Source organism: Pedobacter sp. BMA (assembly GCF_001027745.1).
GTDB lineage: Bacteria > Bacteroidota > Bacteroidia > Sphingobacteriales > Sphingobacteriaceae > Pedobacter.
Genome location: NZ_LECU01000006.1, coordinates 608,638 through 631,706 on the forward strand (window position 1 = coordinate 608,638; position 23,069 = coordinate 631,706).

The 23,069-nt window shown below is 40.5% G+C and carries 19 protein-coding genes; 12 read left to right on the forward strand and 7 right to left on the reverse strand.

Annotation, left to right across the window (positions count from 1 at the left end):
* Positions 1–157: 157 nt before the first annotated feature.
* Both recG and AB669_RS14765 read left to right on the forward strand, forming a co-directional pair.
* Positions 158–2,263 carry an ATP-dependent DNA helicase RecG gene (recG, locus tag AB669_RS14760; RefSeq protein WP_047800051.1) on the forward strand — a complete coding sequence of 702 codons (2,106 nt, stop codon included), beginning with the start codon at positions 158–160 and terminating at the stop codon, positions 2,261–2,263.
* A 90-nt stretch (positions 2,264–2,353) separates the two neighbouring features.
* A complete protein-coding gene (locus AB669_RS14765; RefSeq protein WP_231582685.1) occupies positions 2,354–3,634 on the forward strand; it encodes an MFS transporter in 1,281 nt (426 codons plus the stop codon).
* Between the two features lie 58 nt (positions 3,635–3,692).
* Here AB669_RS14765 and AB669_RS14770 read toward each other — a convergent pair whose 3' ends face one another.
* The 5 genes from AB669_RS14770 to AB669_RS14790 all read right to left on the reverse strand — a co-directional run bounded on the left by AB669_RS14770 (position 3,693) and on the right by AB669_RS14790 (position 13,452).
* A complete protein-coding gene (locus AB669_RS14770) occupies positions 3,693–3,911 on the reverse strand; it encodes a PLDc N-terminal domain-containing protein (protein WP_231582686.1) in 219 nt (72 codons plus the stop codon).
* Positions 3,912–3,926: 15 nt separating this feature from the next.
* Positions 3,927–5,675: an ABC transporter ATP-binding protein gene (locus AB669_RS14775; RefSeq protein WP_047800398.1), complete on the reverse strand. Its 1,749-nt coding sequence runs from the start codon at positions 5,673–5,675 to the stop codon at positions 3,927–3,929.
* A 105-nt stretch (positions 5,676–5,780) separates the two neighbouring features.
* Positions 5,781–8,957 carry a TonB-dependent receptor gene (locus AB669_RS14780; RefSeq protein ID WP_231582687.1) on the reverse strand — a complete coding sequence of 1,059 codons (3,177 nt, stop codon included), beginning with the start codon at positions 8,955–8,957 and terminating at the stop codon, positions 5,781–5,783.
* A gap of 162 nt (positions 8,958–9,119) precedes the next feature.
* Positions 9,120–10,430 carry an amidohydrolase family protein gene (locus AB669_RS14785; RefSeq protein ID WP_047800055.1) on the reverse strand — a complete coding sequence of 437 codons (1,311 nt, stop codon included), beginning with the start codon at positions 10,428–10,430 and terminating at the stop codon, positions 9,120–9,122.
* Position 10,431: 1 nt separating this feature from the next.
* Positions 10,432–13,452 carry an amidohydrolase family protein gene (locus AB669_RS14790; RefSeq protein WP_047800056.1) on the reverse strand — a complete coding sequence of 1,007 codons (3,021 nt, stop codon included), beginning with the start codon at positions 13,450–13,452 and terminating at the stop codon, positions 10,432–10,434.
* Positions 13,453–13,563: 111 nt separating this feature from the next.
* Here AB669_RS14790 and AB669_RS14795 point away from each other — a divergent pair, with 111 nt between their 5' ends.
* The 9 genes from AB669_RS14795 to AB669_RS14835 all read left to right on the forward strand — a co-directional run bounded on the left by AB669_RS14795 (position 13,564) and on the right by AB669_RS14835 (position 20,734).
* Complete coding sequence (locus AB669_RS14795) at positions 13,564–14,007, forward strand: hypothetical protein (RefSeq protein ID WP_047800057.1); 444 nt, start codon at positions 13,564–13,566, stop codon at positions 14,005–14,007.
* A gap of 397 nt (positions 14,008–14,404) precedes the next feature.
* Entirely contained in the window at positions 14,405–15,802 is a 1,398-nt protein-coding gene (locus AB669_RS14800; RefSeq protein ID WP_047800058.1) for an anthranilate synthase component I family protein, read from the forward strand.
* A 47-nt stretch (positions 15,803–15,849) separates the two neighbouring features.
* A complete protein-coding gene (locus AB669_RS14805; protein WP_047800059.1) occupies positions 15,850–16,434 on the forward strand; it encodes an aminodeoxychorismate/anthranilate synthase component II in 585 nt (194 codons plus the stop codon).
* Positions 16,435–16,449: 15 nt separating this feature from the next.
* On the forward strand, positions 16,450–17,232 hold the full coding sequence (gene trpC / locus AB669_RS14810; protein WP_047800060.1) for an indole-3-glycerol phosphate synthase TrpC: 783 nt from the start codon (positions 16,450–16,452) through the stop codon (positions 17,230–17,232).
* A gap of 103 nt (positions 17,233–17,335) precedes the next feature.
* Positions 17,336–18,526 (forward strand): GTPase HflX, encoded by a 1,191-nt coding sequence (gene hflX, locus AB669_RS14815; RefSeq protein ID WP_047800061.1) that lies wholly within the window; start codon positions 17,336–17,338, stop codon positions 18,524–18,526.
* 3 nt (positions 18,527–18,529) lie between these two features.
* Positions 18,530–18,907 carry a 30S ribosome-binding factor RbfA gene (gene rbfA / locus AB669_RS14820; protein ID WP_047800062.1) on the forward strand — a complete coding sequence of 126 codons (378 nt, stop codon included), beginning with the start codon at positions 18,530–18,532 and terminating at the stop codon, positions 18,905–18,907.
* A 23-nt stretch (positions 18,908–18,930) separates the two neighbouring features.
* Positions 18,931–19,635 carry a peptidoglycan DD-metalloendopeptidase family protein gene (locus AB669_RS14825; RefSeq protein WP_047800063.1) on the forward strand — a complete coding sequence of 235 codons (705 nt, stop codon included), beginning with the start codon at positions 18,931–18,933 and terminating at the stop codon, positions 19,633–19,635.
* Positions 19,636–19,651: 16 nt separating this feature from the next.
* Complete coding sequence (locus AB669_RS14830; RefSeq protein ID WP_231582688.1) at positions 19,652–20,308, forward strand: energy transducer TonB; 657 nt, start codon at positions 19,652–19,654, stop codon at positions 20,306–20,308.
* A gap of 18 nt (positions 20,309–20,326) precedes the next feature.
* Entirely contained in the window at positions 20,327–20,734 is a 408-nt protein-coding gene (locus tag AB669_RS14835) for a hypothetical protein (RefSeq protein WP_047800064.1), read from the forward strand.
* Here AB669_RS14835 and AB669_RS14840 read toward each other — a convergent pair.
* Positions 20,717–21,574 carry a diacylglycerol kinase family protein gene (locus AB669_RS14840; RefSeq protein WP_047800065.1) on the reverse strand — a complete coding sequence of 286 codons (858 nt, stop codon included), beginning with the start codon at positions 21,572–21,574 and terminating at the stop codon, positions 20,717–20,719. The two genes, AB669_RS14835 and AB669_RS14840, sit on opposite strands and share 18 nt — an antisense overlap.
* Before the next feature lie 58 nt (positions 21,575–21,632).
* Between AB669_RS14840 and AB669_RS14845 the strand changes: the two genes are divergently transcribed.
* Entirely contained in the window at positions 21,633–22,607 is a 975-nt protein-coding gene (locus tag AB669_RS14845) for an App1 family protein (RefSeq protein WP_047800066.1), read from the forward strand.
* Positions 22,608–22,637: 30 nt separating this feature from the next.
* Here AB669_RS14845 and AB669_RS14850 read toward each other — a convergent pair whose 3' ends face one another.
* Entirely contained in the window at positions 22,638–23,006 is a 369-nt protein-coding gene (locus AB669_RS14850; protein ID WP_047800067.1) for a YccF domain-containing protein, read from the reverse strand.
* Positions 23,007–23,069: the final 63 nt, after the last annotated feature.

The following is a 23,069-nucleotide window of genomic DNA, read 5'->3' on the forward strand; positions in this document are numbered from 1 at the left end:
CTGATCACTTTTTTGGCAGGCATTATTTTTCCCATAAAGGGAAATTAATGCCTGTTTCTTTTTATTAAGAATTTTATCCATTTGCTTTTGCTCTTGTTGATGCTTATTTTTAACGGATATTGCTAAAAAATATAGTCAAACCGCAGCAATAACTATTTTGCAAAATTCAATTTTAGATACACGTATAGAGTTTATTAAAGGCGTAGGACCAAGTCGCGCAGATGTGATGAAGAAAGACCTGGGTCTATTCACATATCATGATCTGCTTGCCCATTATCCTTTTCGCTACATTGACCGTACAAAGTATTTTAAAATTAATCAGATTAATCCAGATTCCACTTATATCCAGATCATCGGCCGGATAGTGAGTAAAAAGGTGATCGGGGATAAAAGAGCAAAACGTATTGTTGCTGTTTTTAAGGATGACACCGGACTAATGGAACTGGTTTGGTTCCAGAGTCTGAAATGGGTAGAAGATCATATTCTGGTAGGCGCCGCATATGTCGCCTTTGGGAAACCAACGCTGTTTAACGGTACATTTAGTATCTCTCATCCGGAAATGGAATTGTACCAGAACCGGTCGGTAGGGAGAGGTAACCTGACCTTACAGCCGGTGTACCATTCTACAGAGAAGCTTAAAAAATTTATGCTTGATTCGAAAGGCATTCAAAGGCTTATCGCCGGTTTGCTCGATCAGGTGATTCCTCAGGTTCCTGAAACTTTACCTGCCTATATTTTAGATAAGTATCAATTGGCTGATAAAAAAACGGCTTTACTAAATATCCATTTCCCTAAAAACCAGAGTGAGTTAAATGCTGCGGAACGCCGCTTAAAGTTCGAAGAGTTATTTTTCATCCAGCTGCAGTTGCTGCACAACAAACATTTGAGGCAACTTAAATTTAAAGGGGCAACTTTCGATAAGGTTGGAGACAAGGTTAACAGGTTTTATAATGAATTTCTTCCTTTTGAACTCACCAATGCACAAAAGCGTGTTGTAAAAGAAATCAGGATAGATACACAACGTGGCGTGCAGATGAACAGGCTTGTTCAGGGAGACGTAGGGAGCGGAAAAACAGCCGTGGCCTTAATGAGTATGTTATTAGCAAACGATAATGGCTATCAGGCCTGTATGATGGCGCCTACGGAAATTTTAGCCCGTCAGCATTATGCGTCAATCGTAAGCCTGGTTACAGATGACCTGGTGAAGGTGGCTATCCTTACGGGAAATACTAAAAAGAAAGAGAGAACGCTTTTACATGAGCAGCTTGAAAACAATGAAATCGATATCCTGATCGGAACCCATGCTTTAATTGAAGATAAAGTGAAGTTCAAAAATCTGGGTCTGGTGGTGATTGATGAACAACACCGCTTTGGCGTTGAACAGCGGGCCAAACTTTGGCGGAAAAATATCATTCCCCCCCATATATTGGTCATGACTGCTACCCCAATTCCCCGTACCCTGGCTATGACGTTGTATGGTGACCTGGATGTTTCCATAATTGATGAGCTTCCTGCCGGCAGAAAACCCATTGAAACAAAGCATTTGTTTGAAGGGCAACGCTTGCGGATGTTTGGTTTTATGAAACAGGAGATTGCCAAGGGGCGTCAGGTATATATTGTTTATCCCCTCATTAAAGAAAGTGAAAAACTCGATCTGTTACACCTTGAAGCTGGTGTAGAGCAATTGAGCTACCAGTTCCCCCGTCCCGATTATCAGATTAGTATTGTACATGGTCAAATGCCTAATGCCGATAAACAGTTCGAAATGCAACAGTTTATTGATGGCAAAAGCCAGATTATGGTGGCAACAACGGTAATTGAAGTTGGGGTAAATGTTCCGAATGCATCGGTAATGGTGATCGAGAACTCTGAACGCTTTGGTCTTTCTCAGCTCCATCAGTTAAGAGGACGGGTTGGCCGTGGTGCAGAGCAATCGTTCTGTATTTTGATGAGTGGGAATAAATTAAGCAAGGAGGGTAAAGTACGATTGGAAACCATGGTGAGAACCAATAATGGCTTTGAAATCTCTGAAATTGATTTACAGCTACGTGGTCCGGGAGATATTACCGGTACGCAGCAAAGTGGCGTGTTGGATTTAAAGCTAGCTGACTTAGCTAAAGATCAGATTGTGCTTTCAGAAGCCAGAAATACAGTCATTGAAATTTTTGCTGAGGACCCTCAATTGGAAAAGCCTGAAAACAGGATCTTAAAAATTCATCTGCAAAAACTGGAGCGGGGAATTTCATTTGATAAGATATCTTAATCATCATCGCACAGTAACGTTTATAATAGTATTTTGATTCCATTGTACTTTTAGTTTTTCAAACCTTAGTTTTGCAGAAACATTTTTCCAGTGGCAGATTCAGACCCCAATCCGGTTGTAACAAAACCCGACCCCTTTGCAGCCTTACGATATAGAGAATTCAAATCGTTTCTAGGTATGCGCTTTTTCTTTACGCTGGCCTATCAAATGCAGGCCGTGGTTATCGCTTATCATATTTATGATTTAACTCATGATCCTCTAAAGCTTGGTTTAGTCGGACTTTGTGAAGTAATACCGGCAATCTGTATCGCCCTTTATGGCGGCTACATTGCTGATAAAAGTGAAAAAAGAGGGCTATTAATCAGGATTTTTTCGGGCGTGTGGCTAGCATCAGTGCTGATGTTGTTCATTACCAGTGAATACCTCCACCTGAAAGAGGATTTGATAGTTTTGATTATGTATGGATTGGTTTCTTGTATCGGTATTGCGAGAGGCTTCTTCGGTCCGGCTACGTTCTCTTTAATGTCTAAAATTGTTCCTAAAGAACTGTATCCGAATGCAAGTACATGGAGCACCAGTAGTTTTCAGCTGGCTACGGTTATCGGACCATCATTAGGAGGTTTAGTAAATTGGCTTTGGGGCATTACCGCGGCTTATACTGTAATCGTTTTCTTTGTTTCCGTTGCTTTAATTTGCATATTCACCTTTAAAAAACATCCGGCTACCTATCTGCCAACACAAGATATTTTTAACAGTTTAAAAGAGGGTATTCAGTTTGTGTTTAAAACCAAAATGATGGTTTGGGCAATGAGCCTGGATTTATTCTCGGTGTTTTTTGGAGGAGCTGTGGCGCTGCTGCCCATTTTTGCCAAGGATGTTTTCCACCTCGGCTCTTTCGGTTTGGGAATGATGCGTGGTGCGGCATCGTTGGGGGCAGTAATTACCATGCTGGCCATGACACGGTTTTCACCAATGGCAAAACCATGGCGGAATTTACTGATCGCAGTTACAGGTTTTGGCCTGAGTATCATTTGTTATGGCCTGTCAAGAAACTTCTACCTTACATTGTTTTTCCTGTTTTTAGAAGGCTCTTTCGATAGTGTTAGTGTGCTTATCCGACAAACCATTATGCAATTGCTTACACCCGACGAAATGCGGGGAAGGGTGTCTGCGGTAAATAGCATGTTTATCGGTTCATCAAATGAAATCGGCGAATTTGAGTCGGGACTTACAGCAAAATACATGCGCCTTGTACCTGCTGTGGTTTTCGGAGGAAGTATGACGATTGGAATTGCCTTTTTCACCTGGCTGAAAACAAAGCCACTTACTAAGCTCAGTTTGCAGGATATTAATGAGCAAACAACTAACTAATAAAGCCAATCTTATAAAAAATCCCAAAGGCTTCTAAAGCCTTTGGGATTTCCTGGAATTAGAATTTCCTGTTTTTGCCCCAGATCAGGTAAATAATCGAGCCTAAAAATGGAGCTAAAAGAATAATAATGAACCAAAGTATCTTTACCGGAAACACCATTGATGTGTTTCTTGATATGTGATAGAGCGCAGTGAGTATCAGGGCCAGCCATAGTATGGCCGCCAGGATAATAATCATTCCGATCTGGTTACTTTCGATTTGTGCTATCAACATCATTTTCTGTTTTTCTTATCATTCAACAATCCTTTCGCCAATTTGTTGGCGCCACATGGCCTGATATAAACCATTTTGTGCAATCAGCGCTTCGTGTTTACCCTGCTCGATGATATTGCCTTTTTCCAGCACGTAAATAACATCTGCATGCTTGATGGTTGATAAGCGGTGCGCAATTAAAATGGTGATGTGATCGGTCAGGTTTGAAACGGTTCTGATGGTTTTGGTAATTTCTTCTTCGGTAATCGAATCAAGTGACGAGGTTGCCTCGTCGAAAACCAGGATATCTGGCTGACGGAGTAGCGCTCTTGCTATTGATAAACGTTGTTTCTCTCCACCAGAAACCTTTACTCCACCTTCTCCGATTAATGAGTCCAGTCCTTTATCTGCTCTGGCTAATAGCGTCTGACAGGCAGCCTGGTTCAATACCTTAAAACATTCTTCATCGGTAGCAGTCGGATTTACAAATAATAGATTCTCTCTGATGGTACCCGAAAAAAGTTGCGTATCCTGCGTAACGAATCCGATTTTCTCTCTTAAAGCATCAAGATCAATGTTATTGCTAGGCGTTCCATTGTATAAAATTTCACCTTCTTTAGGTTGATATAGCCCTACCAAAAGCTTCACCAATGTCGTTTTGCCAGATCCCGATGGACCAACAAAAGCAATGGTCTGGCCATTATGGGTTTTGAAAGATATGTTCTCCAACGCATTTCTGTTTGCGGTTTGATGCTTAAAGCCAACATTGCTAAATGTTAAATCTTTTATCTTCTGGATAGAGATAGGATTGTCAGGCTTCTTGTCAACCGGTGTACTTAAAATCTTTTTGAAGTTGCCTAACGATACCTCTGCTTCACGCCAGGCGAGGATAACATTTCCAAGCTCCTGAAGCGGACCAAAAAGGAAAAATGAGTAAAAAAGAAAGGTTAGGTACTGACCTGCTGTAATCGAATTATCAAAAATCAACAACAATAAAACCAATATCATTGTGCTGCGAACCAGGTTTACAGTTGTACCCTGTACAAAGCTCATGCTTCGCACGTATTTTACTTTTTTAAGTTCCAGACCTAAAATTTTGTAGGTGGTTTTATTCAACCTATCGATCTCCTGATCAGCTAAACCTAAACTTTTTACCAGTTCGATGTTTCTCAATGATTCGGTAGTGGAGCCAGCCAGCGCTGTTGTTTCACCTACAATAGAACGTTGAATGGTTTTGATTTTACGACTTAAAAACCAGCTCACGAAACTAATAAGCGGTATCGCGGTGAAGTAAACCAACGTAACCTTGTAGCTAATGGAAACCGAATACACGATAACGAAGATCATCCCGATGAGGCTCACAAATAAAATACTGATAAAGGAGGTAATAAACTTTTCAGAATCTAAACGAACCTTTTGCAGAATACCCAGCGTTTCACCGCTGCGCTGATCTTCAAAAACCTGATAGGGTAATTTTAAGGAATGCTGTAAGCCATCGGCATACATTTTAGCACCAACCTTTTGTACAATAACGCTGGTAAAATAATCCTGAAAGTTTTTAGCAATACGCGAAACCATTGCCGCACCAATGGCAAGACCGATTAAACCCAGCGAACCCCAAAGGTACTGGCTATAGGTTAATTTATCTTTTTGATTAATAAAACGATCTAAAATTCGTCCTGTGATATATGGATCTAACAGTGAAAAGCCAATATTTACACCTGCAAGCAATAGCGCAAGGGCCACAATCCACTTGTGGTTTTTCAGGTAGTCTAATAATAATCCCATTAAAGTTTTGTTGTTTGTTAATGCAAACATAAAAAAAGGGAACGGATAAAAATCCATTCCCTTTTTTTATGACTTTGCAGAAAGATACAGCGTATCTTTCAATGTTTAAAATCCATATCTCAAACCAATTTGGGCTTGCCAAGGGTTTCCGGTTGGCGTTACGATACCAGTGTTGTTTAAACGGTAGTTGTAATTCGAGCTTGCAGCATCAAAGCCGGTAACAGCATATAAAGCCTGCGTACCTAAGGTTTCTGATGTTCCCCAGGTTTTCTTAAATAAGTTTGCTACGTTAAACAAGTCGCCAGAAATTTCTACCTTTTGTTTCTTGCCAAATTTAATCTCATAAGCTAGTCTCAAATCAAATGTACCGTAGAAACGGTTTATACCACCATTACGCTCGGCAAATGTGCCTTCATATTTAGTGATATAATCTTTTAAGCTCTGGCTTGCAGCACCATTATCAAGTAATGTTTGTAAAGCAGTTCTAAGCGCAGCCGGAACATTTGCATTTGACCGGTTGAAGATGTAAGCTAAATCATTGGTTGCTACGAAATCACCATTGGTATTTCCTCCAGATAGTAAACTGTATCTTGTGCCGCCAATGCCCGAATAACGGATACCGGCTTTAATGCCGTAGAATGAAGGTAAAGTTCCATAAACAACTACTTTATTTCTAAACTGGCCATTTGAATAAGTCATTTTACTTAAGTCGCGTGGGTCATCGATAACAGGTAAAGATAGTGTTGCAGAATTGGCTACGTTACCATTATATGAGGTATTATCTTTAGTATCATTCCAGGTAAAACTCGCTGAGATTTCCCCGTCTTTAAAGTATCTCCATGTACCATCTATAACAACAGCAAATTGATTTACTTTACCTTTACTGTTCATTTCCAGTACTCTGCCAAATAAATTCGTTAAACGGCCTGTTTTCCAATCCGTAACTCCGTTACTCGCAATAATAGTATTTGCCGGTACATATACGCCTCTGTTCCCTTCATTTGACAGCCTGAAGAAAGGATTGGCAACCATATTTCTATCTACATACATATAGTTATTGCGTGCCAATGTTGCATAACCGGTAATACCTACCCTTATTCTATCATTGATCAATTTGTTATATGATAAGTTAGCTTTATAAACTACCGGGATTTTAGCATCCTCAGCATAAGTATTGATGGTAGGAATTTGTAATCCTGGTAAAGTTGGCGCTGTAGCGGTTCCATTTCTGTAACCAATAAAGTTTGGAGTAGGAACGCCTGTGCCTGTAACATCAACCGTTGCAAAGTGTTTACCATCAAATGTCAGGTTATTAATGGTTACATAATTGTTCACATCCGATCCGAAAATTCCGGCTCCTAACCGTACATAATCAGTATGTTTTTCATTAACGTCCCAGTTAAACTGAATACGGGGTTGAATCAAAAATTGCTTTAATTTATGATCTGTTCTTACCCCAATGGCATTAAAAAGATCCTGGTTTAGCGGTGATGTTGGGTATTTGCTATAATCTAAACGTAAGCCCCCTGTAAAATCTAAACCTTTACCCAGTTTAGTTTGCATCTGGCCATAAATTGCCGTATTCCATAACTTACCAACAACTGTCGGATCGGCAACTAATGGAACTTCTCGGTAATAACTGATTGGGATTAAATTGTCGAAGTTTTGTAAAGCAGTTTGCCTGTTTCCTGCTGCTACAGTACCCGAGGTGTTAAATGTAAAACGGCCATTCACTTCACTACCATACAACGATTTTGCATGCGTATACATCAGGTCAACTCCAAAAGTATATTTGATTTTATCGGTGTTGTAGTAAAAATTATCTACTAATTGGAAAACGTTATTGGTAAAACCCTCTTGTCCGAAACGGTGTCCGCCAATTTGAACTGCTGTTGCCAGTGTAGCTCCGGTTGGTGATGTAGATTCTAAGTTAGAAACCACAGCCCTTGGGATGGCAAAGCCTAGCTCATCATTTTGAGTACTGGCCTGGTAGGTGTATAAATGCTGCAGTTTTAATTCGTTGGTAATTTTACTGCTAATGGTAGAACGTAAAGTAGCCAATAAACTATTATCCACATTTTTGTCATTGCCATAACTTTCATAGAAATTAATGGCGGTATTGTCAGCTAATCCTAACGGATTTCTGTCGTTTGTATAGTTATCTCTAACGGTTAATAAATTCTTATCGTTAATCTGCCAGTCTAAGCGAAGAAATCCGGCGTCAGTACCTCTTTTTTTAGGGAAAGATCCAAATTGGGGGGTGTTTGCTACACCATATTTGGTTTTTGCTACAGCTAAAAAATTGTTCAGGGTGCTGTTCGTAATATTAAAACGAGCTATATCTGCATCCGAACTAATATCAGCAATAATTAACGGGCGGGAATCTCTCTGATGATCCCAGGCTGCAAAATAATGTAATTTATCTTTTATTATCGGTCCGCCTAAGCTAAATCCATATTGATAAGTAGAGAAATCGTTCACTCTTTTATTTCCTCTGATGTCGTAAGTACTGGCTAAGAAATCGGCTCTGTTATAAGCGAATGCACTACCTGTAATTTCATTTGTACCAGATTTCGTTACGGCACTAATTGTTCCACCGCCTGAACGGCCTAAACTTACATCGTATTGATTGGTTACTACTTTAAACTCACGTACACTTTCAATGGAGATGGAATAGGGTGCACCACTACGGCTGGTTGTACTTCCTGCTGAAGTTGGGTTTTTTGCCGTCATACCGTCAATTGTAAAGTTAGTAGAAGAACCTAACTGACCAGAAATTCCCCCAGGACCTGATAAAGGTGATAAATCTGTTAAACTCGAAAAGTTACGTCCATTTACAGGTAATAAGTTCATTGTTTTTGATGAAATTTCTGTAGAAGCACCAAATTGCTGTACTTTATTTCTTAATGCCGAACCATTAACTACGATACCATCAAGGGTTTGGGCGTCTTCCTGCATATTAACCGCCACACTTACAGCATCGCCCTGGTTAAGCATGTAACCTGTTCTGTTTTGCTCTGCAAAGCCTATGTAAGTTGCTTTAACGGTATAAGGTCCGCCTAGAGGAAGTTCTTTAAAAGTATATTCTCCCTGAGCATTTGTTGATGTTCTGGTGGTGAAGCCTGTAGAATTGTTTCTGATTTGAACCGATACTCCGGGTATGGGCTTCTTCTGATTATCCGTTACAATACCGGATATGGATGCTTGTGTGGTTTGTGCAATTGCCGAATGAGTTGCAAAAGACAATAGTAGCATCACTGCAACTAGTAAATTTTTCATCATGATTAGTTCTGATTTTTATGATGCAAAATTGTTGTTGTAGTGTTAAGCTGATTTCTATTTTATGTTATTAAATGGTTTACAAATGGTCTTATTTTCGCCCTATGTTAAAATAAAAAACGGCCGATAAATTAATATCGGCCGTTTTGTTAAGCTGTTTTTTGCTTACTTTTTATCAGCAGCATACTTGTCGCTAAATTTTCTGTCGAGTTGCTTGTGCAGGTTGTCCAGGTTAATATCTCTACCCTGAATAAAAGCCTGTTCCACTTTATTGGTTCTCATGTCCAATGCATCACCCGCAGAAATGAAGAATGTGGCATCCTTACCATTTTCTATACTGCCTGTAGTTTTATCAACACCCATTACTTTTGCAGCATTCAGGGTAATGGTTGATAGAGCTTTTTCCTTATCTAAACCCCATGCGGTTACGGTGCCCGCCATGAACGGCAAATTCCTTTGCTGCCAGTAACCATCAATGCTAAGTACCACATTAAGGCCCGCGTTAGCTAAAACTGCCGCATTCTTGTAAGGCATATTCACATCATCATCATTGTTATTGGGTAACGAATGTGGTTGTTTAACCACCAAGCTGATGTTATGATCTTTCAAGAAATCGATTATCAGATAAGCTTCGTCTGCACCGGTGATTACAGGAGTGATGCCAAATTTTTTGGCAAAGTTAACCGCTGCAACAATGTCTTTTTGAGAATCTGCTGCTATAAATAGTTTTTCCTCGCCATTGAAAACTCTTTTCATCGCTTCAAAACGGGTATTGATCACCTCTGGCTTACCCATTTCAACATACGCTTTGGCTTCTGCAAAGAAAGAAGTAAGCTGGGCAATAGCGGCCTGTGTCCTTTCTGTTAACATCTCGGGCGACATTTGCGGCCTTCCAAAACCGCCAAATCCCCCCCTGAAGCGTGGCGTAACCGGCCAGGTCATGTGCATGGCATCGTCAGTCCTTAAAGCGGCATCTTCCCAGTTCCATGCATCAAGCTGTACCACCGATGAACTACCTGAAACGGTGCCACCTTGGGGAGTAGGTTGTGCCATTAATACTCCATTGCTTCGCAAAGTTGCAGGAACCTTCGAATCGGTATTATAAGCTACGATAGAACGAATGTGTGAATTGTAATCGCCAATTTCCTGAAAATCCAAAGTGGCTTTCACGGCTTCTATTTCAGTTAGTCCCAGATTAGTTGTTGCTGCAATAAAACCAGGATAGACATGTTTTCCTGTGGCTACAATTTTTATCACATCATCAACAGGGGCTTGTCCGCCGGCTGTTACAGATACGATTTTACCATTGCTGAAAACGAGGGTACCATTTTCGATCACCGTTCCGTTACCCACGTGAATGGTTGCGCCTGTAATGGCAATGGTTTTACTTTGTTTTTTCGCTGGCGAAATGTTTGCCTGGGCAAAACACATCAGGCTTGTTGCTGAAAAAGCCAGACTCATTAAATATGTTTTCATGTTAGTGTGCATGTTCTTTCTCAGTTAATTCGGCTGAATAGTTCTCTAATGTTTCGCAATTGTATAAACGAGGCGCATCACCCATCGGGCGCTGCGTGCGACTGCCTTTGCTTTTACTTTCCAGCATTTTCTGGATCAAACGTGCTTTTTCAGCTTGTTGAGCTTTGATGATCTGCGCATCTTTTTCAATGTCCCAGTAAGCAATCCCATCTACAAAAGTTTTCTCTGCTTTTGCATAAATAGATAACGGATTTGCGCTCCAGATTACCACGTCAGCGTCTTTTCCAGGCTTTAAACTACCCACTTTGTCATCAATGTGAAGCATGTGTGCAGGGTTTAAGGTTACAAATTTCAGTGCATCTTCTTCTGGTACATTACCGTATAATACTGATTTACCAGCCTCCTGGTTTAAGTGACGGGCCATTTCAGCATCGTCAGAATTGAATGCTGTAGTAATGCCTACGTTGTGCATAATCTTTCCATTGTAAGGAATAGCTTCGGCAACTTCATTTTTGTAAGCCCACCAGTCAGAAAAAGTTGAACCGGCAATGCCATGTGCTTTCATTTTATCTGCCACTTTATAGCCCTCAAGGATGTGGGTAAAGGTGTTGATTTTGAAGCCTAAGCTGTCTGCAACATGGATCAGCATATTGATCTCGCTTTGAACGTAAGAGTGACAGGTGATGAAACGTTTGTTGTTTAGAATTTCCACGATGGCATCGAGTTCAAGATCTTTCCGAACATTACTGCCTTTAATCGACATCGCTTTGGCATATTCTTTTGCACGTGTAAACTCATCAACAAAGGTTTGTTCAACACCCATACGGGTAACTGGGAAACGGGCACCTGTACCAAAATTACTTTGCTTTACGTTTTCTCCAAGGGCAAATTTGATGAAACCATCTGCACCTGCAAATTTCAGTTCTTCAGGCGATTTACCCCAGCGTAATTTAATCAGTTGAGACTGTCCGCCAACAGGGTTTGCTGAACCATGCAAAATATGCGAAGTGGTGACACCACCTGCCAGCTGGCGATAAATATTGACATCCTCCGAATTAATAATATCAGCTATGCGAACCTCAGCGGATACCGATTGAGCGCCTTCGTTTATCCCTCCGCTACCGGCAATGTGTGAGTGTTCGTCGATAATTCCGGCAGTAATGTGTTTGCCTGTTGCATCAATTACTTTCGCGCCCACGGCAGAAAGGTTTTTACCAACTGCCTTAATCTTTCCGTTCTCCAGCAAAACATCCGCATTTTGCAAAACACCGTCTTTTTCATTCGTCCATACTGTACCATTTTTAATCAAAACAGTTTCTTGTTTAGGCAACTCAACACTGCCAAATGCGGTGAACGGGTAAATTACCGGGCCAACAGCTAATGCAGGTTTGGGTTCATCTTTTTTAGGCATTTCTTTAGCAGCTTCTTTGTAGCTGGCCGTAAATTTACCTGCCGAACCATCAGCAAGAGCAGATTCACCTTTAATGGTGATCGGATTTGCCGAGGTAATATATCCGCTTAAGCGAACATCACCTTTAGGGTTTTTCTTAAGGTTGAAGTTAATGCTCACCCAGTCGCCATTGCGTGTAAAGGTAGCAGTCGTTTTTACACTATCTGCACCTGTCCTTTCAATCGCTGCAGCAGAGCCTCCACCCGTTCCGGTTATTTTTAAGGTTAAGGCACCTACACCATCAATGTTCAGGTTATATGTTCCGCGAACATCACTTACGTCCATTTTGTTAACGATGAAGCGTTTTCCCTGAACCCAGTTTTCAAAAATGATGTTGCCGTTTTTGAATAGGTTATCAGAAGAGATCAGAAAGTTGGCCACTTTACCTTTCTCCAGTGAGCCTACTTTATCGCTGATTCCTAAAAGTTCTGCAGGAATAGTTGTGGTTGCTAGTAAAGCCTGTTTTTCGGTTAATCCGTTTTCTATTGCAGAGCGGATGTTGCCCCAAAAATCGCGGCTATTCTCTAAACCGAATGCAGTTAGCGCAAACTTTACACCTGCTTTTTCCAAAACTGCAGGATTGGTGGGTGCCAGCTCCCAGCCCTTCATCTGCGATAAGGAAACGTTTCTGGCCTCCGCAGGATCTTCCACATCATATGCTTTTGGGAAAGATAAGGGAATAATTAAGCTCGCTCCTGTGGCTTTAACTTCATTGATTCGCTGATACTCATCTCCCGCGGATTTGATGATGAATTTTTTACCAAACTCCTTACCAATCTTATCCGCACGGAGGATATTTGCCCAACCGTCCACTTCAAAAATCTGCGGCATGGCCTGCTGTTTCCCAAACTCATCTAAAGAAATATTATATTCCTCTTTTTGTTTGCTATACCATTGTGCATCATAATAGGTTTGGCGGAGTAAGGCGATCGACCCCATTAAAGAGGTAGGATAATCATTTGATGATGTGCCTTTGTTAAACGAATAGTTAGCTGCGGTCTGATCTTTCAAAATAAGGTTATTGTCAGCATCATCGTTCAGTGTAACAGCGGCAGAAACCCCGCGCGCAATACCATCACGGCTGATGACATTAACACTCCCAAAACCCACTTTGCGTAATTCATCCGCTTTTTTACTGTCGGCAGAGAATATACTTTTGACGTAAGTTTCTGGTCTGATGGCCTCATTCCATCCGTAAGCCCCCTTTTTGGTCGAAACGAAAATAGATTGACGCTGGCCTCCAAAACCTCGTCCCTGCGCCGGAGTTTCGGCAATTCCATAACTGGTAAAGGCATCAACCAGTGAGGGGTAAATAAATTTTCCTTTTAAATCTACAACAACATATCCTTTTGGTACAGCAACTCCAGCTCCAACCGCCTGGATGGTTTGGCCTTTAATTAACAGTGTTGCATTGGTGAGGGTTTGGTTAGCATTCACTACAATAGTTGCATTAGTAAAAGCAAACATTCCAGGTCGGGTATCATACGAACCATTAACAGGGAAAGTAGTTTGTTGTGCAAACATTATCGTAGTAGAAAACACCAGCCCAAGGGCAAGTAAAATTTTCTTCATAATAAGTTTAGTGGTTATTTTGTTTAAAACTAATATAAATTAGTGTTGGAAGTGCTGAATATCCTATTTTTTACAATTAATGACTATTTTTGAAGAAACATATTTGGAAAAATGTATAGTATTTTAAAATCTGCGCACTCAGGGTGGCGCTACATCGTATTAATTTTATTAGTTGTTGCCGTAATTAATGGCCTGCAGGGGTGGTTAGGTAAAAAAACGTATACAGAAGGTAACCGTAAGCTAAATGTCTTTACCTTAATCAGCGCGCATATTCAGTTTCTGATCGGATTAGTGCTTTATTTTTTAAGTCCGCTAACAAAACTTCCGATGAGCGACACGATAGGAAGATACTTCAAAGCTGAGCATACCAGCATGATGCTGATTGCCATTATTCTGATTACTATTGGGAACTCAAAATCGAAAAAAGTGGCAGATGCTGTGGCAAAACACCGCACTATAGCTATTTTCTTTGGATTGGCCTTAACTATTATTATTGCGGCCATCTCACTAATGATCAAAGAAGTTCCCGGAAGATCATTTTTTGGAGTTTCTTAAAAAATGATTGCTTTCTGAGTTAGCCGAAGTGTATTTTGCAACAGAAACTCTGGAATATTGATAATATTTTAAATAAAGCCGCCCTGCCAGCCGGCTTTATTCGTGAACAAATAAAAGTTTAACATAAAATATATTGAATTAATTGTGGTAAATATTTTGCTTTTTCAAATTTCTTTATATTTTTGTCGCTCATGATCAGCAAGATACATACATGGCTTTGGCGCGGTAATTCTAAAAAGAGTTGCGCTGGCTGCGTATGAGAAAAATATAGTTTATCAACCTAAACCTTAATTGAACCAATAAAGCCCGGCGTAGAACCACACGCCGGGCTTTTATTTTTTTAAAAAATTACAAAGGGGAGATGCCTACATTGTTCCTCCCCGCAATGACGATAAAAATGTTTAAAATTAATACCACCTATAAAAAAATGCTTGCTGACACCACAACGCCTGTTAGCATTTATTTACGATTACGCGATGTTTATCCAAACAGCATCTTACTCGAAAGTTCAGACTATCACAGCCGTGAGAATTCTATGAGTTTCGTTTGTGCTGAACCTGTAGCCGGAATTATTTTGAAAGGCAAACGGCTGGAAACCTATTTTCCGGATGGAACCGTTGCGATCAAAGAAAGTAAAAACCTTACTGAAGAAATAGCCGAATTTAAGGATCAGTTTAAACAAACAGACTTTCCTGAAATTAAGTTCATTTCCAGTGGTTTATTCGGTTATTTCACCTGGAATGCCGTACAGCATTTTGAAGATATTCAGTTCACATCCGAAACTCCCGAAGGAGAGGAAATTCCGGAGATGCAATATCATTTGTATCGTTATCTGATTGCTATCGATCATTTTAAAAATGAAATCACTTTGTTCAAGAATACTTTCGAAGGGGAAGAGGAAGGCGGACTGGAAAAAATGGAGTACCTTATACAGAATAAAAACTATCCTGAATATAAATTCCAGCTTCGGGGGGAGGAAAGCTCAAATTTAACCGATCAGGGCTTTATGGAGCTGGTGGAAAAGCTCCAAAAACATATTTATCGCGGTGATGTTTTTCAGATAGTTCCGTCGCGGGCATTTAAACAAGCTTTTTCGGGTGATGAATTTAATGTATATCGTTGCCTGCGTTCCATCAACCCATCGCCCTATCTTTTCTATTTTGATTACGGTAACTTCAAGCTCTTTGGATCATCACCAGAGGCTCAAATTACGATCAAAAATAACACAGCCAATATTTTTCCAATAGCGGGGACTTTTAAGCGAAGTGGAAATGATATCGAAGATGCAGAACAGGCCCGTAAACTGGAGCAGGATCCGAAAGAAAGTGCTGAGCATGTGATGCTGGTTGATTTAGCCCGTAATGATTTAAGCAGGCATTGTAACCGTGTGGAAGTAAAATCATTTAAGGAGGTTCAGTATTACTCGCACCTTATCCATTTGGTAAGTAAAGTGAGTGGCCACCTTCAGGAAGATGTAAGTGCTTTTAAAGTTGTTGCCGATACTTATCCGGCAGGGACACTTAGCGGGGCGCCTAAATACAAAGCCATGCAGCTGATTGATGAGAATGAAAAACTGGGGCGCAATTTTTATGCTGGCGCCATTGGTTTTATGGGCTTCAATGAAGATTTTAACCATGCCATCATGATCAGGACTTTCATGAGTAAAAATAACGAATTGCATTACCGTGCCGGGGCAGGTATTGTGGCAGACTCTGTTCCGGAAACTGAAATGCAGGAAGTGAACAATAAAATTGCCGCCTTAAGAAAAGCACTGCAAATGGCTGAAGGCATCTAATATAAAAAGCTGCAAGGTAAATCACCCGAAAAAAAGAAGAAATCAAGATGGAAAATAAAGATAAAAAGCCAGTTTTAGTGATAGATAATTACGACAGTTTTACTTATAACCTGGTTCATTTAATTAATGAAGTTGGATACGACGCTGTGGTATGGAGAAATGATAAGTTTGATTTGGCAGACGTATCACAATACGATAAAATTTTGCTTTCCCCGGGTCCCGGTATTCCGGAAGAGGCTGGTTTACTTCTGGATGTAATCAAAACCTATGCTCCGAGCAAAAGTATTTTCGGAGTATGTTTAGGGCAACAGGCAATTGCAGAGGTTTTCGGTGGAACTTTGCTAAACCTCGGACGTCCTATGCATGGTATTGCGACACCCGTTACTGTTGTCGACGGCGATGAGCCCTTGTTCTGGGAATGTCCCCAAACCATCAATGTAGGACGCTACCATAGCTGGGTAGTGAGTAAGGAAAACTTTCCTTCCTGCCTGAAAATTACTGCAAGAGACCACAAAAGTGAAATTATGGCATTAAGGCATGAGTCGCTCGACGTTCGCGGAGTACAATTCCACCCCGAAAGTGTACTTACAGAATATGGTAAGCAAATGATGGAGAACTGGTTGACGAGTTAACAAACAAGAAATTACATGAACATTTTAGATAAGATCGTACTACGAAAAAAGGAAGAAGTTGCTGATGCGAAGCGATTAATTTCTGCTGATGATTTAACGCAATCGGTTCACTTCAACAGAACGCCATATTCCTTCAAAGAGTTTTTACTGGCCGAAGATCGTACCGGCATTATTGCCGAGTTTAAGCGACGCTCTCCTTCAAAAGGATTAATAAACGGTATAGCCGATGTAGCTGAGGTGACCCAGGCTTATAATCATGCGGGGGCATCGGCACTTTCCGTATTAACCGATGTTGAGTTCTTTGGTGGTAAAACCGATGATATCCTGGCAGCCAGAGCTGCAAATCAAATTCCAATCCTGCGTAAAGATTTTATGATTGATGAGTACCAGATCTTAGAAGCTAAAGCCTGGGGAGCGGATATCATTCTGCTCATCGCTGCAATCCTTAGCCCTCAACAAATTAGTGATTTTGGAAAGTTTGCTCAAAACCTTGGTTTAAATGTGTTATTGGAGGTACATAATTTAGAGGAACTTGAAAGAAGTATCTGCCCGCACCTGGATGCTATCGGTGTTAATAACCGGAATCTTGCAGATTTTACGGTAGATATACAAACTTCATTTGATCTGGTGAATACTATTCCAAACGAGTTTTTAAAGATCTCTGAAAGTGCAATCAGTAACCCTCAAACCATTAGGGAGCTTAAAGCTGCCGGCTTTGACGGCTTTTTAATTGGTGAAAACTTTATGAAAACAGATGATCCGGGTACGGCGATAAAAGATTTTGTAGCACAGATATAAGTGGTCTAACTTCATAAATTTCAAAAACCGGCAAGGTTTGTTGATCTGCGTTTTTCGTTCGCTAATTTACAGCTGATCAATTTTCGTATATTTGTATAATTACATGGGAAAAAAGAAATTTTATGATACTGCTATCAAGCAGGAGCGGGCAATATTAGTTGGCGTGGTAACACCCGATGAAAAAGAAGAGCAGACTAAAGAATATTTAGATGAGCTTGCCTTTTTAGTTGATACAGCCGGAGGAAAAGTGGAGAAGGTTTTTACTCAAAAAATGCTTAAACCTGAACGGGCAACTTTCGTAGGTACAGGAAAACTGGAAGAAATTAAAGCCTATGTGAAGTCGGAAGAGATTGATACTGTTGTGTTTGATGATGAGCTCTCGCCTTCACAATTGAGAAATATTGACCGTGAACTCGGTGTAAAGGTACTCGATAGAAGCAATTTAATCCTCGATATCTTTGCCAGCAGGGCACAAACCGCACAGGCAAAAACACAGGTTGAGCTCGCCCAATTACAATACGTTTTGCCTCGTTTAACGGGGATGTGGACTCACCTTGAGCGACAAAAAGGAGGGATTGGTATGCGTGGACCAGGGGAAACGCAAATTGAAAGTGACAGGCGTATTATTCTAAATAAAATATCACTGCTAAAAGAACGCCTGAGGAATATTGACAGGCAGAATGAAACCCAGCGCAAAAACCGAGGGCAGCTTATTCGTGTAGCGTTGGTTGGTTATACTAACGTAGGAAAATCAACCATCATGAATATGCTTTCCAAATCTGAAGTTTTTGCAGAAAATAAGTTATTTGCCACATTGGATACTACAGTGAGGAAGGTGGTGATTGAAAATCTGCCCTTTTTGCTGTCTGATACTGTGGGTTTCATCCGCAAACTTCCTCACCATCTGGTAGAATGTTTTAAATCTACCCTGGATGAGGTTCGTGAGGCGGATTTATTGATCCATGTTGTGGATGTTTCGCATCCCAATTTCGAAGACCAGATTAATACCGTTAATGAAACTTTAAAAGATCTTGGCGCTGTAGATAAAGATACCATCCTGGTATTTAATAAAATAGATGCATATGTATCTCCTGAAGTTGACAACGAAGAAGATGATGGAAAACTAACACTCGAGGATTTTAAGCGCAGCTGGATGAGTCACGATAAGGTGCCTGTTCTCTTTATTTCGGCAACAGAAAAAGAAAATATTGAAGAATTTAAAACACTGTTGTACGATAAAATCAAAGCTGCACACGTAGCGAGATACCCGTATGATAGTAATTTGTTATATTAGAATATGGAAAGTAAACGTCAGCAGAAATTTGCAGGGGTACTGCAAGAGGAGTTAGCACAGGTTTTTCAGCGTGAGGGTGCTGCATTTTTACCAAATACACTGGTAACCATTACCCGCGTTCGCGTATCGCCGGATTTAGCTGTGGCAAAGGTTTATCTAAGCTTTTTTAATACCAATAATACTACGCTTTCAATCAACACTGTGAATGCACATGCTGGTGAAATCAGATATAAGCTGGGCAGCAGAATCCGTCACCAGGTACGGGTAGTGCCCGAGTTAACATTTTTTGTTGATGATACAAACGAATATGTAGAACGCATGGATCATCTTTTCGAAAAGATTGCCAAAGAGCCCAGACAAAAAGACGAAGACGAAGAATAATTCTAAGCAGTATCGCAGTAAGTATGTCCAACTTTTCGAAGCCATCTTTTGAACAGATCATTGAGTCTAACAGACTGTTAATTCAGCCTGTTATAGATTTCGACACTTCGAAAGACCGTTTACTTCAGATGGATTTCACAGCCGCTAATACCGAGCTGACCAATGAGATTTTAGATGATACTGCATTATTTTCTGCCTGGGTAAATCAAAAACTTGCCACCCGTGATGCCCGCTATGGAATTGGTGGCTATGATGAGCATAGAACCATTTATTCCCGAAGTGCTCATTTTGATACTGGCGAAGAGCCCAGGAGATTGCATTTAGGGGTTGATATATGGGCGCCGGCAGGCACTACGGTTTATAATTTTTTTGATGCCACTGTGCATAGTTTTGCCAATAATAACCATTTCGGCGACTATGGTGCTACGATTATTCTGACCTACGATATCGAAGGCATTCAATTTAACGTGCTTCACGGACATTTGAGTCTCAGTTCCCTGGACGGACTAACTGCAGGAAAGTTCATTCCGGCAGCCACTCCTTTTGCCACTTTAGGGGTAAAAGAAGAAAACGGCTACTGGCCTCCGCATCTGCATTTTCAAGTCATTCAGGATATGGAAGGCCTTAAAGGTGATTATCCTGGTGTATGCAAGTATAGCGAACGGGAGAAATATCTGGCCAACTGCCCTGATCCGAATATTATTCTGCAATCAACTTTTATTGCCTGATAAAGCGTAAATTAGTATGATGAGAAAGTTGATTATCCTTTGCCTGCTGCTTTATAGTGGTGCCAGCATGGCCCAGCTGCAGTTTAAATCTGGCAAAACCGGCTTTGCTACTTTTTTGAGAGACAAGATGATCTATCCCGGCTTTTCAAAAGATAACTGTATTCAGGGCACCGTAAATATCAGTTTTAAACTAGATGAAAAAGGAAGGGTGTATTCTTCGAAAGTGAGCAAAGGAATACTGAGTGAGCTGGATGAGGAAGCCCTTAGGCTTGTGAGAATGAGCAGTGGAAAATGGCAGGTTCCTGCAGGTTACGATACAACTGCTTCTGTTGTGGTACCTGTTAATTTCAGGCTTTCGGGTTACAACTGCGAAGGTAAATCCAGTTCAGATATTCAGGAAGCCATACGCAACTACCAGGCTGAAGAAGGGTTGACCAATTCCGTAATCAACTTTTATAAAAATATAGATCAGGCCAAACCAGGTCAGGAGGCGCAGATTATCTCCATCAAAAATCAGTTGGGTATAGATGATGATTACCTCAAATCGCGTATCGATAGCGGAATGAAAAAAATGAAGCAGGGCGATAAACAAGGCGCGTGTGAAGACTTTTTGTTTGTTAAATACATGGGGAGCAAACTAGCGGATGAATACCTGGTTAAATATTGCAAGTAGGTTTATATAAATCGCTTAATGAGAAATACAAGCAGACTTTTTGCATTGCTGGATGTAATCAGCATTATATTATTGGCCACGCAATTCTGGAGTATGGTCACTCACTTAAATCAAATTCCAGATCAGCTGCTCTCTCAAATCAAGGTAGCGTTATTAATCCCACTGTTTTTATCATTATTTGTTTCTGCTGCAGGACTCTTTCAATATAAGCGCTTTGGTTTTATTACCTATTATGTGCAGTTCCCATTCAGATTAATCGTATGGGTATTTTCTATCGGGTTTCTCACTTACCTCCCTGAGTTGTTTCAGGTTAGTTTAAGTGAAAAATGGTTTTATATCCTGCTCAAAGTATGCTTTGTCGCAGAGTTTTTCAGACTATACTTCACGATCCAGACTCACCGCGATCAATTAAGGAACAATTACTGATATCGCACGTGGTATCACTTCCGCACTTACTTCATTTACCCTCCCGATATATTCTCCGTCTACCTGAAAGTGAACCTGATGTTTTGAAAATATTTTTACTGATGCTGTTTGAAATACTTCAATCTTTTTAGGATTAAAAGGCAGTCTGGTTAACCATATCTTTATAATCTCCAGATAGGAATAATCTTTCACCAGGATAATTTCAAACAGCTCATCATCAAGTTTTCCATCTGGATTTATTTTGAGGCCTGTTCCATACATGGTGGCGTTGGCAATGGCCACCATTGCGGCCTTTGACTTTATTTTCTCGCCTTTCAGCGAAAGCTCCACTTCCATCCTTTTATGGTTCCAGAGCGCATGCCAGGTAGCTTTAGCATAACCCCACATCCCCCTTTCCGGCAGCGCATCGAATTTTTTAACCAGATAAGCATTAAATCCCAGGTCTGCCAGATGGATGCAGATCTCATCATCAATCTTAATCACGTGGATTTGTTTGGCAGTTCCATGCTCAATCAGGCTCAGTGCCTCACTGATATCTGTTGGGATACCAAGTTCTTTTGCCATACCATTTGCCGAGCCTGCAGGGATAATCCCAATGGGTGTTTGTGATTTTAATAAACAACTCGCAACCAGTTTCAAAGTACCGTCACCTCCAACCGCAATCACCCTGTCTGCCTGAACAGATTCAATTTGTTCTTTAATTTTTGCAAGCGAACAATTATCCGGTAGTTCATAAATCACTACATCTGCTTCTCTGTTCGCAAAATGCGAAGTGATTGCCTCTTTAAGGTCAATATCGTGACTTCCTGAACCTGGATTGATGATGAATTGAAGTTTCATATTTTTACCTTAATGATTTACAACACAAACAAGTTTTAACAAACACTGTTTTACAACAATGAATAAATCTGCAAGTGTAAAAGTTTATCATGGATACGGACACAAGCATAATCTGGTAGTTTATGGGCATGTTTTCAAACGCAGGGCGAAAAGCCGGCAGATTTACAGCAACAAAATATTTGTTAATATTCTACACCTGTTAAAGCTTTTCATCCTGAAGCCCTATCCATTTATAAACGTAAGGCTGCAGTTTTTTGATCAAACCATTTATAACCGTACGGAACAAGACGGCTTTTTCAGGTTTGAATGGGAAGCTACTGAAGATGTGAAAGCGGGATGGCATTTTGTAAAAGTTGAGGCGGTGGATGAGGCCGGAAATGTGTTAAGTGCAGGTGAAGGGAAAGTGTATGTTCCTCATATCACACAGTATGCTTTTATTTCTGATGTGGATGATACCGTGATGATTTCTCACTCGGCTACCATTGCCAGGAGGTTAAGAGAACTTTTTATTAAAAATCCACATACACGAAAAACGTTTCCGAATGTTGCAGAACATTACCGGCAGCTTGCTTTATCACATACGCAGGAGGATCAGCCCAACCCTTTTTTTTATGTCAGCAGCAGCGAATGGAACCTTTACGATTATTTAATTGAAACATTTCATTTCCATAAACTGCCAGATGGGGCTTTTTTACTGAACACATTAAAAAGATGGAAGGATTTAATAGCTACAGGTAAAACCGGACACGAGGGCAAGTTACTTAGGGTTATGAGGATACTTGATGCTTTCCCGAACCAAAAATTTGTTTTCTTTGGCGACAATTCTCAGCAGGATCCCACTATATATGCGGCTATCGTAGAAAAATATCCACAAAATATAGCTGCGGTCTACATCAGGAACATCAGGCCTGAAAAATTCATAGATGCAAGGTCCGCTTTAGACAAAATTGAGCTTAAGGGGGTGGAAACCTGTTTGTTTAACAGTAGTGAGGAAGCCATCAGCCATTCAAAAAAAATAGGCCTGATAAAATAGTTCTTACGCTTTATCGTCAGTTATAGTTTTTCAGGAAATGGATTTTCCAAAGGGTGTAAACGCCAGATTCATGAGCTTGAAATGCTGACGTCCGAACGGGATACCTACGATGGTGATACAAAGTAATATCCCAAAGAAAAGATGTGTCAGTGCAATCCAGAATCCTCCACAGAGAATCCAGATCAGGTTCATAATGGTTGACAGGCAGCCGGTGTTAGAAGATGTATCTTTAATTTTGACGCCAAAAGGCGCAAGGCCAACTATCGCAAATTTAAAACATTGAATGCCAAAGGGTATGCCAACAATAGTGAGGCATAAAATTAATCCGCCAATAATATATTCGAAAAAGATAAATATACCGCCAAAAATAATCCAGATGATATTGCCTAAAAAGTTCATGTTTTGCTTTTAGTTAAGATATCGAATGGCTGGCTTTGTTACAACTGGATACTTAAAGGCCAG

Bases quoted from the DNA above. Each gene is read 5' to 3' on its own strand.
- AB669_RS14770 (WP_231582686.1), bottom strand. From the start codon at position 3,911: ATGATGTTGATAGCACAAATCGAAAGTAACCAGATCGGAATGATTATT.
- AB669_RS14775 (WP_047800398.1), bottom strand. From the start codon at position 5,675: ATGGGATTATTATTAGACTACCTGAAAAACCACAAGTGGATTGTGGCC.
- AB669_RS14780 (WP_231582687.1), bottom strand. From the start codon at position 8,957: ATGATGAAAAATTTACTAGTTGCAGTGATGCTACTATTGTCTTTTGCA.
- AB669_RS14785 (WP_047800055.1), bottom strand. From the start codon at position 10,430: ATGAAAACATATTTAATGAGTCTGGCTTTTTCAGCAACAAGCCTGATG.
- AB669_RS14790 (WP_047800056.1), bottom strand. From the start codon at position 13,452: ATGAAGAAAATTTTACTTGCCCTTGGGCTGGTGTTTTCTACTACGATA.
- AB669_RS14795 (WP_047800057.1), top strand. From the start codon at position 13,564: ATGTATAGTATTTTAAAATCTGCGCACTCAGGGTGGCGCTACATCGTA.
- AB669_RS14800 (WP_047800058.1), top strand. From the start codon at position 14,405: ATGTTTAAAATTAATACCACCTATAAAAAAATGCTTGCTGACACCACA.
- AB669_RS14805 (WP_047800059.1), top strand. From the start codon at position 15,850: ATGGAAAATAAAGATAAAAAGCCAGTTTTAGTGATAGATAATTACGAC.
- trpC (WP_047800060.1), top strand. From the start codon at position 16,450: ATGAACATTTTAGATAAGATCGTACTACGAAAAAAGGAAGAAGTTGCT.
- hflX (WP_047800061.1), top strand. From the start codon at position 17,336: ATGGGAAAAAAGAAATTTTATGATACTGCTATCAAGCAGGAGCGGGCA.
- rbfA (WP_047800062.1), top strand. From the start codon at position 18,530: ATGGAAAGTAAACGTCAGCAGAAATTTGCAGGGGTACTGCAAGAGGAG.
- AB669_RS14825 (WP_047800063.1), top strand. From the start codon at position 18,931: ATGTCCAACTTTTCGAAGCCATCTTTTGAACAGATCATTGAGTCTAAC.
- AB669_RS14830 (WP_231582688.1), top strand. From the start codon at position 19,652: ATGATGAGAAAGTTGATTATCCTTTGCCTGCTGCTTTATAGTGGTGCC.
- AB669_RS14835 (WP_047800064.1), top strand. From the start codon at position 20,327: ATGAGAAATACAAGCAGACTTTTTGCATTGCTGGATGTAATCAGCATT.
- AB669_RS14840 (WP_047800065.1), bottom strand. From the start codon at position 21,574: ATGAAACTTCAATTCATCATCAATCCAGGTTCAGGAAGTCACGATATT.
- AB669_RS14845 (WP_047800066.1), top strand. From the start codon at position 21,633: ATGAATAAATCTGCAAGTGTAAAAGTTTATCATGGATACGGACACAAG.
- AB669_RS14850 (WP_047800067.1), bottom strand. From the start codon at position 23,006: ATGAACTTTTTAGGCAATATCATCTGGATTATTTTTGGCGGTATATTT.